The organism is Phaeobacter sp. HS011 (genome assembly GCF_018101215.1).
Taxonomy (GTDB): domain Bacteria; phylum Pseudomonadota; class Alphaproteobacteria; order Rhodobacterales; family Rhodobacteraceae; genus Phaeobacter; species Phaeobacter inhibens.
Genome location: NZ_JAGEUF010000007.1, coordinates 229,654 through 243,867, shown reverse-complemented (window position 1 = coordinate 243,867; position 14,214 = coordinate 229,654). Strand labels below are relative to the sequence as shown.

The window sequence follows — 14,214 nt, the reverse complement described above, 5'->3', positions numbered from 1 at the left end:
TCCAGATCAGGCCGCCTTGTCCAATTCAAACGCATCATGCAGTGCTTGCACCGCAAGTTCCATGTATTTCCGGTCGATCAGCACCGAAATCTTGATTTCGGAGGTGGTGATCACCTTGATATTGATGCCCTCATCGGACAGCACCTTGAACATCTTCGCTGCAACCCCAGATTGCGAACGCATGCCGATCCCAACCACAGAAACCTTGGCGACGTCCCGGTCGGCCAGTAGCTCTGCGTAGTTCAGCTCGCCCTTCTCCTTCACCGCCTGCAGCGCCTGTTCTGCGCGCGCAACCTGATCGGTCGGGCAGGAGAAGGTCATATCGGTGCGGCCCTCGTCAGAGATATCCTGCACGATCATATCCACATTCACGCCCGCTTCGCTCAGCGCGGTGAAGATATGGGCCGCAATACCGGGACGGTCGGCAACCGATTGGACGGTCAGCTTGGCTTCGTCACGGGAATAGGCCACACCGGCCACAACATTGGATTCCATGATTTCCTCCTCGTCGCAGACCAGGGTTCCGGCCTCGTCCGATTGTTCCTCGAAACTGGACAGCACGCGCAGTTTCACCTTGTAACGCATCGCCAGCTCAACCGAGCGGGTCTGCAAAACCTTGGCGCCCAGCGACGCCAGCTCCAGCATTTCCTCAAAGGCGATTTTATCCAGCTTGCGCGCCTTGTCGCAAATCCGCGGGTCGGTGGTATAGACTCCGTCCACATCGGTGTAGATATCGCAACGCTCGGCCTCAAACGCCGCAGCAAAAGCAACGGCGGTGGTGTCTGATCCCCCCCGGCCCAGCGTGGTGATGCGACCTTCGGGACTGATGCCCTGAAAACCCGCAACAACGGCCACACGCATACCTTCGCCGAACTTGGCGTTGATGTTTTCCGGCGGGATTTCCTCAATCCGCGCTTGGCTATGGGCGCTGGTGGTCTTCAGCGGCACCTGCCAGCCCTGCCAGCTGCGCGCCGGGACATCCATTTCCTGCAGGGTCAGCGCCATCAGCCCGGCGGTCACATTCTCGCCAGAGGACACAACGGCATCATATTCGCGCGCATCAAACAGCGGCGAGGTTTCATTGACCCAGCCGACCAGTTCATTGGTCTTGCCCGACATCGCAGAGACGATCACAATCACGTCGTAGCCCTTGGCCACTTCGACACCAACGCGTTTGGCGGCGCGGCGGATGCGGTCCAGATTGGCGACAGATGTACCGCCGAATTTCATCACAAGAACGGGCATTGGGCAAAACTCTCCGTGCGCTTGCGGGTTTCAACTCCCCGCCTCTTATGCGAGCGGCCCCAAGAGGGCAAGCCTACGGATTGTAGCGATACACATAGAAACGCAGGGGCAACACGCAATATTGATGCGCCGGAGCCTCCCATTGCGGTCGATCTGCCTAGTTGCGCCAGAACCGGATGGTCAGAATGGCATAGACGGCCATCAATTCCAGCCGCCCGATCAGCATCGCCGCACTCAGAATCCACTTCGCCCCGTCGTTCAGCGTCGCGAAATTGCCAGCAGGTCCAATCCGATCGCCAAGACCGGGGCCGATATTGGCCACAGCCGTTGCAGCACCGGACACCGCAGTCACGAAATCCAACCCGGTCAGCGCCAGCGCCCAGGCCACAATCCCCAGCGTGACAACAAAGAACATAAAGAAGGAGATCACCGAGCTCAGCACCTCGGTATCCACCGCCCGCCCCTGATAGCGCGGCACGAACACCCCATGCGGCGAATGGATCCGCTGGATCTGCACCCGGATCGACGCAAACAGCAACTGATAGCGGAAGATCTTCACCGAACAGGCGGTGGAGCCAGCACAGCCCCCGATCAGCCCGATGAAGAAGAACAGCATGACCAGAAAACTGCCCCATTGCATATAGTCGACACTGGCGTAGCCGGTGCCGGAAATGATCGAGGTGATGTTGAACAGCGCTTCGCGCACGGCCTGTTCCGGATGATGCGGAAAGACGTAGACCAGCACACAGGCCGTCACCACGACCAACAGGGCAATTGTCGCCAGAAACGCCTGGATCTGGCTGTCACGAAACAGCGGTTTGGAATGGCCGTTGATCATCTGGACGTAGCGCACGAACGGCAGCGCCGCGAGGATCATGAATACTGATGCCGCATATTCGGGTGCGCCGGTGAAGGTGCCAAAAGACGCATCATAATTTGAAAAACCGCCGGTCGAACAGGTGGTCAGCGCATGGACCAGCGCGTCGAACGGCTCCATCCCCAACAGCATATAGACCACCATGCAGGCGACGGTCAGCCCCACATAGATCAGTGAAATCTGCTTCGCGATTGCCTGAGCGCGGGGCAAGATTTTCCCCATGGTGTCAAAGGCTTCGGAGCGGAAAATCTGCATGCCGCCGACCCGTAGCTCGGGCAGGAATACCATCGCGACGACAATAATGCCGATGCCGCCCAACCATTGCAGAATGCCGCGCCACAGCAGCAAACCGCGGGGCAGATCGTCCAGACCGGAAATCACTGTGGAGCCGGTGGTTGTGAGGCCCGACATCGCCTCGAAAAACGCGTCAACAAACCGTAGCTCAGTGGCGCCCAGCATCAGTGGGATGGCTCCAAACAGCGGCAGCGCCACCCAGACCAGTGTGGTCAGCAGAAAGGTCTGCTGGATAGTCAGCCCCTCACGCACCCCATTGGCACAGGACAGCGCAATCAGCCCGCCCCCAAGGATGGTGATCACCGCGCTTTCGAGAAAAACCGGCCACTCCCCCCGCCCGTCGTACAGATCGACGGCCAGAGGAAACACCATGGTCGCCCCAAGAATGGCCACCAACAGGCCAATGACATATCCAACCGGACGCAGATCCAACATGGGCGCAGCGTTGGCCTCCCTCGCGCAGAGTGTCAAGAGAATGCGCGCGTCCGGCGGGCGGGCGCTATTGTTTTGTCCGTGCCTTGGGCGCAGATTTGGCCTTCGCAGTGGCAGGTTTGGCGGCGGCCTGTTTGCCGATATCCTGTTGTCGTGGGGCCACCCCTGCGGCCTGACCCGCGATCAAGGCCTGCGCGCTGGTGGTTCCGGCCTGTTTGACACCTACCTGTCGGCTATCGGACGCAGCGGGCTTTGCCTCAGGTTTGGCTGCGGACGACTTAAGCGGGGCAGGCATCTGCGCCGGTTTCGACGGCGCACGGGGTGTTTTGCGGCTGGCTGTGTTCGCAGCAGGGGGTGTCGATGCGGTCGGCTTTACAGCGCTGCCGCCGCTGGTGGCTCTTTGGCTGGAAAACCCACTCTGGCCAGCGGTGGCCCGGGTAGGCGTTTCTGCTGCCTTGGTGTCCTTTGGGGCCGCCGCCTCTGTGGTCGTGACCGGGGCCGGGGCAGATTTTTTGACCGTTTTGACCGCTGCGGATTGCGCCGGACGGGCCGGTTTGCGCGTGACCTTGCGGCGGGCGGGTGACGTTGCTTTCACCGGCGCGGGCGTTGCGACCCTATTGCTGGCCGATGGCATCAACGCTGTCTTGACGCCAGTGGCACTGGAGGTCGCAGCCATCGCCTCGCGGGCCAGGGCCATCTGCGCTGCAGGCATCGCCCCCATCAGGGTCATGGCGCCACGCCAGAACCGCAACTGGTTTCCGACAATCGTGCCAGCCAGCGCAGCAGGGGTTCGGGGAAGGTCTGTGAAGTCGAGTAGAGGGATCATCAACATCTCCTGTTTGGCGGGCAGCTTTTGCGGCCTCCTGACGATGGGAGCCGCAAAGCGTGCACCCCTTCAGGTTGCAAGTTTAGCCGATTATCGCCGCAACGCAGCAAAAAAATGCCGCAACGCAAATGACCGTTGAAAACCGCAAAGAACCGCCGCCCGGATGGGCAGGCGGTTGCAGTTGAGAGGGCAAGCCCGGCGCGGATGTGCCGCCTCAGGCAGCCTCAGCCCTGATGAATGAGGGTCGCAAACATCTTCGGATCGATGCTACGCGCGGCAAATGTCGGCCCTTGTGTCAGAACGCTTATGGCGTCGTGGCTGTGCAGGCTCTCCTGGTGGCTGGCCACCACGCGGAAGTCGCCAATACGCGGGTCCGATTGCAGCGCCTCGCAAAACAGCCGTGCGGCATCTTCCACAAAGATCGGATTGGCCGCATTCAGCTCGGCAAAGGCCTGTTCATCCTCACGTTTCACCATTACCTGCGTTTCAGTCGGCACCGCGCGGCGGCAGTGATCAATCACATCTTCAAACCACAGAACCGGAGCCCCCGGTTCCTGCACCAGCGATATCCGCGCAACAGAGCGCTGCGAATGCGGTGTCGCCAGCTGTCCCCGCGCGCTGCGCGCATGTTCGCTCAACTCAAGAGAACAGGGGCAGGTCGAGGAATAGACATAGTCGAGGTGGATAATCTTCGTCCGCTCGCCATCGTGATCGACGATTTCCAGTGCGATATCATAGTACTGATAGCCCGACAGACCCGACCGCAGGCTTTCGATCTTCACCGGAAAGGAAAACCGCATCTGAAGTCGCGCATCCAGGCTCTCCAGATCGGTCAGATAATCGTCCAGCGCCGCTTCCATCACCTCAAAGCTGAAGGTCCGCTCGGCATGTTTGTAGAACGACCGCATGATCCGGGACATATTGATGCCCTTCTTGTCGGCGTCCAGACTGACGGTGCCGGTGACGCTGGTTTCCAGCGTCAGATCGCCATTGTCGCGGGTGTGAAAGCGAATCGGCAGACGAAAGTTGGAAATTCCGACGTGCTGGATCTGCTCATGTGCCCCGCGTATCAGGCTGGAGGGGCCGTTCTGCAAGTCCGGCAGGGTCGCACGATAGCTGCTGTCAGCCTCAAACTCCTCAGGGTAATGGCGCGACAGATCGGGGTAATTTCCAACAGGTGAGTTCGGCAAAAGCCGTGCAACCGCCGGGTTCAACTGGGCAATTTCGGTCTCGGTTGCCGTGCTGGCCCATTTGCGCAACAGGTCGAGCGCATCCTCTGCATCTGCTCGATCAGGCGCCTTGGTCAGATTACGCGAGTGAGAGTTCATGACACAGAGACCTCCGCTGACGCTGCCCGTTCATCAGGCAGCAGGATTGGTTTTAGTCTGTTACGCTGCAGATCGCAAAACAGATCATTCAAAAGCGTCGTGTTTTGCGTATTTCCGGCGATTGACCCAAGATCACTCAGGATCGCTTCCCGATCGAGGCAGGCAGCCCACTATGCCCCCTGCCCCAACCGTGTCCAGATGGCGCTGCATTCAGCCCTCGGCCACCGCAAGCGCCTGCGTCAGATCCGCAATCAAATCACCTGCATCCTCCAGCCCGACGGAAAACCGCACCAGCCCCGGGGTGATACCCAGTTCGGACTTCAACTCCTCAGACAATCGCTGATGGGTGGTGGTGGCCGGGTGGGTGGCGATAGATTTCGCATCCCCCAGATTGTTGGAAATCACCGGGATGGTCAGCGCGTTCAGGAAGCGAAAGGCTGCATCCTTGCCGCCCTTCAGATCCAGAGACAGCACAGTCCCGCCTTTACCACCCAGTTGTCGCTGGACCAGCGCGTGCTGGGCGTGATCTTCCAGACCAGGATACATCAGTCGACTGAGGGCAGGATGACCACTCAGCGCCTGTGCCAGCTCCAGCGCGGTCTCCGCCTGGGCATTCACCCGCAGGGAAATCGTCTCCAGCCCTTTCAGCAACGTCCAGGCATTGAACGGGCTGAGGCTTCCGCCGGTGTGTTTCATATAGGGTTCAACGGTGCCGCGGATAAAATCGCGCGTGCCCAGAATGACACCACCCAAGACCCGGCCCTGCCCGTCGATATGCTTGGTGGCGGAGTAAATCACCACATCCGCGCCCTGTTCGATAGCGTTTGAAAACACCGGGGTCGAGAACACGTTATCCACCACCACAGTAGCGCCGACCGCATGGGCCAGTTCGGCAACCGCCGCAATATCGATCACTTCCAGCGTCGGATTGGACATGGATTCGAAAAACACCACCTTGGTGTCCGGCCGCAGCGCCGCCCGCCAAGCGTCAAGATCGGTGCCATCAACAAAAGTCACCTCAACCCCATAGCGAGTCAGGATATTTTCCAGGATATAAAGACAGGAGCCAAACAGCGCCTTGGCTGACACAACATGGTCGCCAGCCTTCAGAATTGACGTCAGCGCGCCATTGACCGCCGCCATGCCCGATGCGGTGGCAAAGGCGTCCTCGGCCCCTTCCAGCGCGGCGATACGTTCCTCGAACATGGCCACCGTGGGGTTACCGTAGCGGGCATAGATGAATTCATCTGGGCCGGTCTCAATGAAGCGGGCCTCGGCCTGTTCGGCAGTGTCGTAGACAAAGCCCTGCGTCAGGTAAATCGCTTCGCTGACCTCATTGTACTGGCTGCGCCGGGTACCGCCATGCACCAGTTTGGTACGTTTGTTCCAGATCTCGCTCATCTTCTGTCTCCTTGCGCGTGTTGCGCATTAAAAAACCCCCGTTCGGCCAAGCGAAAGGGGGTCCTTCACATCCTGACCTCTTTAGCGGGATTGTTTTACGTGGCCCGCAATCCGGTAACAAATCGCCACGATATGTAAGCTTCGGATAAGCCGAAACCGCCGTTTGGTCAAGTCTGCAGCGGCGCTGCGCGCCCTTCAGTCCCCGGTGTTACATCACACCCGCGTGACCTAAATTCAAAGACGACGAGAAGCCTGCGACATCCGACATCCCAGTGGTCCTTAGAAAACCAGTACGCCCCGCTCACTCGGCCTCATCGACCTCTGCATCCGGCAGCGCATAGGCCTGAAACACCCGCGCCTGGGTCATAAAGAAGGCAAACATCGCCAACGACAGGCCAAACGTCTTAAAATAGACCCAGGTTTCCTCGCTCAGGCTGCGCCAGACCAGCTCATTGGTCACCGCCAGGGCAAAGAAGAAATAACACAGCCGCCGGGTCAGGATCATCCAACCGGCATCCTGCAGCGGCATCAGCTCATCCATTGCCACCTTCAGATAGCTTTCGCCCCGCATCAGACCGATCGCCAAGGCACCGCCCAGCAGCACATAGAGGATCGTCGGCTTCATCTTGAAAAACCGTTCATCATTGAACCAGACAGACAGCCCGCCAAACAGCACCACGATAATCAGCGTGCCGACCTGCATCTTGGAGATATGTCCGGTGAGCCGCCACAGCGCCAGACTTGAGAGGATCATCAGCGGGATGAAGCCTGCGGTGGCAATAATAAACCCCCGGTACTCTTCGCCACCAATCACAAACATCTCGTCGCGCAGCCACAGATAGCCTGCGAAGAACGCAACAAGCGGGCCGTATTCCAGCGCCAGTTTCAGGGTTGGGTTGATGGGTTTGCCCGCCATGGGATCTCCTGCCTGTTGCGCCCGTGCGTGATCAGCGGTCGCGGTCTGTTCTGCGAAATCTGGGTTGCCTGCCTCTGGTCTTCAACCTGTTGGATCATCATAGGGTGGTGAAGGGCCAGCGGATCAGCCGCCCATCTCCACTATCACGGCCCCCAGCGCGATCAAAGCCATCAGCGCAATCCGGCGCGGACCGACCGTCTCTTTCAGGACCAGCCAGCCAATCAGGGCCGCAAACACGGTCGATGTCTCGCGCAGCACCGCCGCTTCGCCCACCTTGTCCAGCCGGGTGGCCAGCATCACCGCCCCAAAGGAACCGAAGGCGATCACACCTCCGAGCAGCCCCTTGGCCATCAAGGGGCCCGGGTCAGGGCGTGGCACCATCGCGCGCCAACGCATGTAGGCATAGGGCGGCATCGCTAGCCCGTCGATGAAGAAAAACCACGCCAGAAAGGTGAAAGGATCCGCAGTCGCCCGGATGCCATAGGCATCATAAGTGGTATAAAGCGCCACGAAGACACCGGTGGCCACAGCCAGTGCCAACGCACTGCCAAGTGTCTCGCGATTGCTGGTCAGATTGCGGAAGTTGTAGAGCGCCAGACCAAAGATACCTGCCAGCAAGACAGCAACCCCCAGCCACTGTACCGCCGTAAACCGCTCATCGAACAGCACCGTGGCGCCAATCACTGTAAACAGCGGCCCGGTGCCGCGCACCACTGGATAGACCACAGTATAGCTGCCCTTACTGTAAGCCAGCCCCTGCAGGATCTTGTAGAGCACATGGATCCCCCAGACGGCCGCAAAGATTGGCCACATATGTGGTTCCGGCCAGGGCACCACGAACAGCGCCAATGGCATCGCCATCATCCCGTAGGAAAAATCAATTGCCCCGCGCGACAGCCAGGGATCGTATCGCCCCTTTTGCAAGGCGCCAAACACCGCGTGCAGCACCGCCGCAAGCACTGCGAGCACCAACGCCGCATGATGCCCCGCCTCCGTGCCCTCCAGCGAGATCAGCCAATCGCTCAAACAAACAACCTTTGTACAATGACGAGAGGTCGGGCGGGTTCCCCCCCCCGGACCCCCGAGGATATTTTCAGCCAGAAGATGCCATCACAGATTGGGGATCAGGATTTCTCCAGACCCGTTAGTGCGGCGGCGAAGTCTTCGGGATCGAAGGGAGCCAGATCGTCGATCTGCTCACCCACGCCAATGGCATGGATTGGCAGGCCAAAGCGGTCTGCCAGCGCCACCAGAACGCCCCCCTTGGCCGTGCCGTCCAGTTTGGTCATCACCAGCCCCGACACATCCGCCAATTTCTGGAAGGTATCGACCTGGTTCAACGCGTTTTGCCCGGTGGTGGCATCCAGAACCAAAAGCGTATTATGCGGCGCGCTGGGGTCTTTTTTCTGGATCACCCGCACGATTTTTGCCAGCTCTTCCATCAGGTCGGCGCGGTTTTGCAGACGTCCTGCGGTGTCGATCATCAACAGATCCGCGCCTTCTTCCTGCGCGCGGGTCATCGCATCAAAAGCCAAGCTGGCCGGATCAGACCCTTCCGGTGCGGTCAGGACCGGTACGCCCGCGCGATCTCCCCAGACCTGCAGCTGCTCCACTGCTGCCGCGCGGAAGGTGTCGCCAGCCGCGATCACAACCTTCTTGCCTGCCGCCTTGAACTGGCTGGCAAGCTTACCGATCGTGGTGGTCTTACCGGAGCCGTTAACCCCCACCACCAGCACCACCTGCGGCCGTTTTGCATAGATCGGCATCGGGCGGGCCACCGGCTCCATGATCCGGGCGACTTCTGCGGCCAGCAGTTCCTTGATCTCGCGGGTGGAAAGCCGTTTCCCCAATCGGCCCTCGGCCATATTCGCGGTGACACGCAGCGCGGTATCAACCCCCATGTCAGCCCCGACCAGAAGATCCTCCAGCTGTTCCAGCATGTCATCGTCCAGCGCGCGGCGCGGCTCATCCGCCTTGCCGCGCCCCATCAGGCGCCCCAAAAGCCCAGGCGCTGCCGGAACCGGGTCCGGGGTCGGCGCGGGCATCGGTTTCATCGCTGGTTTCGCCATTGGCTCCGCTGTGCGGGCCGTCTGTTCGGGCGTCTCTGGGCGGATCTCGGCAGGGGTCTCTGCGGGGATCTCAGACGGCGCTTCAGACGGCACCTCCACAGGCGGAGCCTTTGGTGCCTCAGCAGGCTGTTCAGCTGGGACCTCGACCGGCGGTGCGGACGGCGGTACCTCGGGCATCTTTTCCGGTGCGGTCTGTTGCGGGGCCGCATCCGCTGCGCCCTCCTCGACGATGGCATCCAGCCCTTCCTCAAGCTTATTCGACGACTTGAACAGCCGGTCCTTCAGTTTTGAGAAAAACGCCATGTCGGTCTCCGCATATTGGGTCGGTGCGAGTTGTTACGCGGACACCTAATGCGGTTTTGCGGCAAGTGCAAAGCACCTCGCCACCTCAACCGACGTAAATCCAGCACTGTCCCTACAGAAACGCCAGCAGAAACCCCGCCTGCGCGCCCCAGTAGAGCGGCCAAACAACATAAGGCGTCACCCGCCGTGCCCGGTGATCTTCGGCCAGCACGAAGGTCTCAAACGCGAGCACGATATCTGAAGCCATGAAGGCCACTGCCGCGGGCAGCACCAGCGTCAGACCTGTCAGCCCACCGCCCAGCGGCAGGGTCAGCGCCGCCAGCCCCATGCCCAAAATGATTGGCACATAGGCCAATACCGGTCCCTTCAACGCACCAGCGCGCGGCGCCAGCAGCCGCACCATGGCAAGCCCGGCCACAGCCAGCACCAGCACGCCAACCAGCTGCGGCAGTTGAATCAGCCGCGCGAAATCACTGTCCCCCTGCCCGAGGAACAGGAAAATATAGACGAGATGGCCTGCTGCAAAGGCGCCCACCCCGGCCATGAACGCGCCCTCCCCCTCGCGCGACAGGCAGAAATCACCAACCGCGCAAAGGCCAAGCGCCAGGGTCAGCAGCAGCGGCACCGCCCCGAGCCAGGCCGCGACGGCCAGCAGTAGCACCGCCAGCGTCTTACTCAGACTGCGCAGCGCGCTGGGAGGTCGTGCGGTCAGCCCAAGGTACAAAAGCGCCAGGAGCGCCGCCGCCACAATCAACACATCCCCTACCGGGCTGCTTCCCAAATCTGGCATGTCGCTCTCCCCTTTTGTTGCAGTTGCGGTCTGCGCCGACGCTTGCATTGCCTGCCGTGCCTCAAGGTGGCCGGTACCCGGCCCGATGTTGCCCACCTCTCTGCCACCGGTCAAAGGTGACGCCGCGCAAGCCAGTGACAAAGCCGACCGCGTGACAGATCCCAAAATTTCGCAGGACAAGGACCACGGAAACATTGGCCAGAGCCCTGGGCCTCTGGCACAGTTGCCCCATGCGACTGCTCAGCTTGATTCTTTCGACCGCGCTTTGTGGCCTCCTGCCCGAGGGCCGCCCCGCTTGGGCTGGCGCGCCGCTCACCGCTGATCAGTTCGACCGCTACACCCAAGGCCGTACATTGTTCTACGGCTTCGACGGCGTGCCCTACGGGGTTGAACGTTATCTGCCAAACCGCCGGGTGATCTGGTCGTTTCTGGATGGTCAATGTCAGGATGGCGAATGGTACCCTGAGGCGGATCAGATCTGCTTTGTCTACGATGAAATCGGCACGCCGCAGTGCTGGCAGTTCTCAATCGGCGAGGACGGGCTGATTGCGCAGTTTGACGGCGACCCGGAGGCCACCGAGCTCTATGAGGCCGAAGACCTCGGCGAGGACATGCTCTGCCTTGGTCCCAAGATCGGCGTCTGACAGGCATCGACGCACACCCCTGACCCGCAACCGCATCGACGTAGGTGCTTCCGCGCCACCTCAGCTGCGCGACCTGTTCAGAACAGCGACCCCTGATCATCCGGCGGCGCCTTGCCGCTTGGGCGTTTCACTGCTTTGGACCCTTCTGATTTGGGCGCGCCGGGTGCCTTTGCGGGCGGCGTCACCCCGTCTCCGCCCCCTGCCTCCGCAGGCGTCACGTCAATCGCTGCATCGGCAAATTCGATCCGCAACCGTGGCTGGGTAGCCGCCTCTGCTGCGCGGGTGATCACGCCGTCATCGCTGCGCACCACGGCGTAGCCGCGCTCCAGCGTGGCCTTGTAGCTGAGGATCTCCAGCTGTCGACCTGTTGCCTCCAGCCGCTGCCGGTGTCGGTCCAGCCGCTGTGTCTGCACGGCCTCAAGCCGCTGCGTCAGCTGGCCAATGCGATCATGTTGACGGGCAAGATCCTGCTGGATCGGGCGCAACGTCAGCCGCGACGAGAGATTGCGCAGCCGGTCCTGACGGGCACCAACCAGTTGGCGCAGCGTGCTGGGCCGGAGCGCCGCAGCGGCCTCGCTCAGCCGCAGGCGGCGACGCTCCACCCCCCGGATCAACGCATCGGGCAACCGTTCGGACACCCGGTCCAGTCGCTGGCGAGGCGTTTCCAGCAGCGTATCGGGCTTTGGCAGAGCCCGCGCGAGATCGTTCAGCCGCTGCCGTCGCTGCTGCACCGCCTGCCCGGCAGAGCGCACCAGCCGCGCGCCCTGAGTCTCTGTCCAGCCCAGCAGTTCCAGCCGCACCGGCACTGCCAGCTCCGCTGCAGCGGTAGGGGTCGGGGCGCGACGGTCGGACACAAAATCAATCAATGTGGTATCCGTCTCATGCCCCACGGCTGAGATCAGCGGAATCTGACTGTTCGCGACAGCCCGGGCGACGGTTTCCTCGTTAAAGCCCCACAAATCCTCGATCGAGCCACCGCCACGGGCGACAATGATCAGATCCGGTCGTGGCAACGCGCCCCCCGGTGTCAGCTGATTAAACCCCTCGATGGCGCGGGCCACCTCCGGCGCGCAGTTGGCGCCCTGCACCGCTACCGGCCAGACCAGCACCTTGCGCGGGAAACGGTCGCGCAGCCGGTGCAGGATATCGCGGATCACGGCCCCCGAGGGCGAGGTCACCACCCCGATGATCTCCGGCAGATACGGCAACGGTTTCTTACGCTCGGGCGCAAACAGGCCCTCGGCCTCCAGCTGTTTCTTGCGCTTTTCCAGGAGCGCCATCAGCGCGCCCTGCCCGGCCACCGCGACCTCATCGACGTTCATGTTGTACTTCGACTGCCCGCCGAACGCTGTCAGCCGACCGGTCACAACCACCTCCAGCCCCTCTTCCGGCACCACGGAGAGGCTCGCGATCTGCCCCTTCCACGTGGTGCAGGCCAGCACTGAACGATCATCCTTGATATCGTAATAGAGATGCCCGGAGCGCGCCTTGAACACCCGGCCCACCTCGCCCTTTACCCGAATGCGGCCGAAGGTCCCCTCCAGCGTGCGCTTCACCTCGCCGGAGATCTCCGAAACGGTGAATTCGGGGGCATTCTGCCCGGGCCGGTCGGATGGGGCTGGATCATCAAACAGGTCTGACATGGCGGGGCTGCTCTCCTGCGGCGCGAAGGCACCTACTGAGTTCTTGTTTTGAAAGTCCGCGCAGCATAGAACCCGCGGCAAGCAAGGCAAGCCCCGGCTGGCGCCGGGGAGTCACAGGGCTCAGGCAGATCGGAGAATGCGTCAATGAACATCCTTATCCTCGGCAGCGGCGGGCGCGAACATGCTTTGGCCTGGGCGGTGATGCAGAACCCCAAATGCGACAAACTGATCGTGGCACCGGGCAACGCCGGCATTGCCCAGATCGCCGATTGCGCCTCCCTCGACATCGACAATGGGGGCGCGGTGGCCGCATTCGCCGAGGAAAACGCCATCGATTTCGTGATCATTGGTCCCGAGGCGCCGCTTGCCGCTGGGGTTGCGGACCGGCTGCGCGACGCCGGGCTTCTGGTTTTCGGCCCGTCTGAGGCCGCGGCAAAGCTCGAAGCCTCCAAGAGTTTTACCAAGGAAATCTGCGACGCGGCAAAAGCCCCCACCGCAGCTTACGGCCATTTCACCGACGCCGAAGCGGCCAAGGCGCATGTGCGCAACCACGGCGCGCCCACGGTGGTCAAGGCTGACGGTCTGGCCGCAGGCAAGGGCGTGATCATCGCCATGACAGAAGCCGAGGCAATCAAGGCAATCGACGACATGTTCGGCGGTGCCTTTGGGGGTGCCGGCGCCGAGGTGGTGATCGAGGAATTCATGGAGGGCGAAGAAGCCTCCCTGTTTGTGCTGGTGGACGGCGAAGATGTGCTGGCCATCGGCTCCGCCCAGGATCACAAGCGCGTTGGCGAAGGCGACACCGGCCCGAACACCGGCGGCATGGGGGCCTATTCCCCCGCGCCGGTGCTGTCGGCGGAGATTGAGGCCAAAGCGATGGAAGAGATCGTAAAGCCCACCATGCGGGTGATGGCCGAGCGCGGTATGCCCTATCAGGGCGTGCTTTATGCCGGTCTAATGATCAAGGACGGGCAGCCCCGGCTGGTGGAATACAACGTCCGCTTTGGCGACCCGGAATGTCAGGTGCTGATGATGCGCCTCGGCGCGCAAGCGCTGGATCTGATGCAGGCCGCCGCTGAAGGCCGTCTGGCTGAAACACAGGTGAACTGGGCCGACGACCATGCGATCACCGTGGTGATGGCAGCGGAAGGCTATCCTGGCAGCTACAAAAAAGGATCTGAAATCAAAGGCCTGGAAGCCCTACCCGAAGACAGCAGCAATATGGTATTCCATGCAGGCACAAAGGCCGAAGCTGGCAAGATGCAGGCGGTGGGTGGCCGGGTGCTGAATGTGACCGCGCGGGGCGACACCCTGCAAGAGGCCCGTGACCGTGCCTATGCGATGGTCGATGGCATCGACTGGCCGCAAGGGTTCTTCCGTCGCGATATCGGCTGGCGCGCGCTGAAATAGAACCCGCACAGCAGGCCCTCCCGCCTGTTCACGATC

Annotated in this window: 12 protein-coding genes and 1 riboswitch; of the genes, 2 read left to right on the top strand and 10 right to left on the bottom strand. The window is 61.5% G+C overall.

Annotated elements, in window-relative coordinates; translation table 11 throughout:
• Window positions 1–6 precede the first annotated feature (6 nt).
• The 9 genes from J4721_RS15395 to J4721_RS15355 all read right to left on the bottom strand — a co-directional run bounded on the left by J4721_RS15395 (window position 7) and on the right by J4721_RS15355 (window position 10,481).
• Window positions 7–1,245: an aspartate kinase gene (locus tag J4721_RS15395; RefSeq protein ID WP_014875251.1), complete on the bottom strand. Its 1,239-nt coding sequence runs from the start codon at window positions 1,243–1,245 to the stop codon at window positions 7–9.
• 157 nt (window positions 1,246–1,402) lie between these two features.
• The gene (locus J4721_RS15390; RefSeq protein ID WP_211002929.1) at window positions 1,403–2,851 is read right to left on the bottom strand and encodes a TrkH family potassium uptake protein; all 1,449 of its coding nucleotides are present in this window, start codon (window positions 2,849–2,851) and stop codon (window positions 1,403–1,405) included.
• A gap of 64 nt (window positions 2,852–2,915) precedes the next feature.
• The gene (locus J4721_RS15385; protein ID WP_211002930.1) at window positions 2,916–3,674 is read right to left on the bottom strand and encodes a hypothetical protein; all 759 of its coding nucleotides are present in this window, start codon (window positions 3,672–3,674) and stop codon (window positions 2,916–2,918) included.
• A 224-nt stretch (window positions 3,675–3,898) separates the two neighbouring features.
• Window positions 3,899–5,002, bottom strand: a complete 1,104-nt coding sequence (gene folE2 / locus J4721_RS15380; protein WP_014875254.1) for a GTP cyclohydrolase FolE2 — start codon at window positions 5,000–5,002, stop codon at window positions 3,899–3,901.
• A gap of 210 nt (window positions 5,003–5,212) precedes the next feature.
• Window positions 5,213–6,403 (bottom strand): O-succinylhomoserine sulfhydrylase, encoded by a 1,191-nt coding sequence (gene metZ / locus J4721_RS15375; protein ID WP_211002931.1) that lies wholly within the window; start codon window positions 6,401–6,403, stop codon window positions 5,213–5,215.
• A gap of 60 nt (window positions 6,404–6,463) precedes the next feature.
• Window positions 6,464–6,542, bottom strand: a riboswitch (SAM riboswitch).
• A 162-nt stretch (window positions 6,543–6,704) separates the two neighbouring features.
• Window positions 6,705–7,319, bottom strand: coding sequence for an inner membrane-spanning protein YciB (locus tag J4721_RS15370; RefSeq protein ID WP_014875256.1), 615 nt, complete (start codon window positions 7,317–7,319; stop codon window positions 6,705–6,707).
• A 123-nt stretch (window positions 7,320–7,442) separates the two neighbouring features.
• On the bottom strand, window positions 7,443–8,345 hold the full coding sequence (locus J4721_RS15365; protein WP_014875257.1) for an EamA family transporter: 903 nt from the start codon (window positions 8,343–8,345) through the stop codon (window positions 7,443–7,445).
• Window positions 8,346–8,443: 98 nt separating this feature from the next.
• A complete protein-coding gene (ftsY, locus tag J4721_RS15360; RefSeq protein ID WP_211002932.1) occupies window positions 8,444–9,691 on the bottom strand; it encodes a signal recognition particle-docking protein FtsY in 1,248 nt (415 codons plus the stop codon).
• A 112-nt stretch (window positions 9,692–9,803) separates the two neighbouring features.
• On the bottom strand, window positions 9,804–10,481 hold the full coding sequence (locus tag J4721_RS15355) for a lysoplasmalogenase (RefSeq protein ID WP_211002933.1): 678 nt from the start codon (window positions 10,479–10,481) through the stop codon (window positions 9,804–9,806).
• A gap of 230 nt (window positions 10,482–10,711) precedes the next feature.
• On the opposite strand from J4721_RS15355, the gene J4721_RS15350 reads away from it, so the two are divergent.
• A complete protein-coding gene (locus tag J4721_RS15350; protein WP_102849413.1) occupies window positions 10,712–11,125 on the top strand; it encodes a hypothetical protein in 414 nt (137 codons plus the stop codon).
• Between the two features lie 77 nt (window positions 11,126–11,202).
• Here J4721_RS15350 and xseA read toward each other — a convergent pair whose 3' ends face one another.
• A complete protein-coding gene (gene xseA, locus J4721_RS15345) occupies window positions 11,203–12,768 on the bottom strand; it encodes an exodeoxyribonuclease VII large subunit (RefSeq protein WP_211002934.1) in 1,566 nt (521 codons plus the stop codon).
• A gap of 144 nt (window positions 12,769–12,912) precedes the next feature.
• On the opposite strand from xseA, the gene purD reads away from it, so the two are divergent.
• Window positions 12,913–14,178, top strand: coding sequence for a phosphoribosylamine--glycine ligase (purD, locus tag J4721_RS15340; RefSeq protein WP_211002935.1), 1,266 nt, complete (start codon window positions 12,913–12,915; stop codon window positions 14,176–14,178).
• Window positions 14,179–14,214: the final 36 nt, after the last annotated feature.

What these genes read in the sequence shown, in the direction of transcription:
- folE2 (WP_014875254.1), bottom strand. Translation starts at nt 5,002, where the DNA reads ATGAACTCTCACTCGCGTAATCTGACCAAGGCGCCTGATCGAGCAGAT.
- J4721_RS15390 (WP_211002929.1), bottom strand. Translation starts at nt 2,851, where the DNA reads ATGTTGGATCTGCGTCCGGTTGGATATGTCATTGGCCTGTTGGTGGCC.
- purD (WP_211002935.1), top strand. Translation starts at nt 12,913, where the DNA reads ATGAACATCCTTATCCTCGGCAGCGGCGGGCGCGAACATGCTTTGGCC.
- xseA (WP_211002934.1), bottom strand. Translation starts at nt 12,768, where the DNA reads ATGTCAGACCTGTTTGATGATCCAGCCCCATCCGACCGGCCCGGGCAG.
- ftsY (WP_211002932.1), bottom strand. Translation starts at nt 9,691, where the DNA reads ATGGCGTTTTTCTCAAAACTGAAGGACCGGCTGTTCAAGTCGTCGAAT.
- J4721_RS15370 (WP_014875256.1), bottom strand. Translation starts at nt 7,319, where the DNA reads ATGGCGGGCAAACCCATCAACCCAACCCTGAAACTGGCGCTGGAATAC.
- J4721_RS15350 (WP_102849413.1), top strand. Translation starts at nt 10,712, where the DNA reads ATGCGACTGCTCAGCTTGATTCTTTCGACCGCGCTTTGTGGCCTCCTG.
- J4721_RS15395 (WP_014875251.1), bottom strand. Translation starts at nt 1,245, where the DNA reads ATGCCCGTTCTTGTGATGAAATTCGGCGGTACATCTGTCGCCAATCTG.
- J4721_RS15385 (WP_211002930.1), bottom strand. Translation starts at nt 3,674, where the DNA reads ATGATCCCTCTACTCGACTTCACAGACCTTCCCCGAACCCCTGCTGCG.
- J4721_RS15355 (WP_211002933.1), bottom strand. Translation starts at nt 10,481, where the DNA reads ATGCCAGATTTGGGAAGCAGCCCGGTAGGGGATGTGTTGATTGTGGCG.
- metZ (WP_211002931.1), bottom strand. Translation starts at nt 6,403, where the DNA reads ATGAGCGAGATCTGGAACAAACGTACCAAACTGGTGCATGGCGGTACC.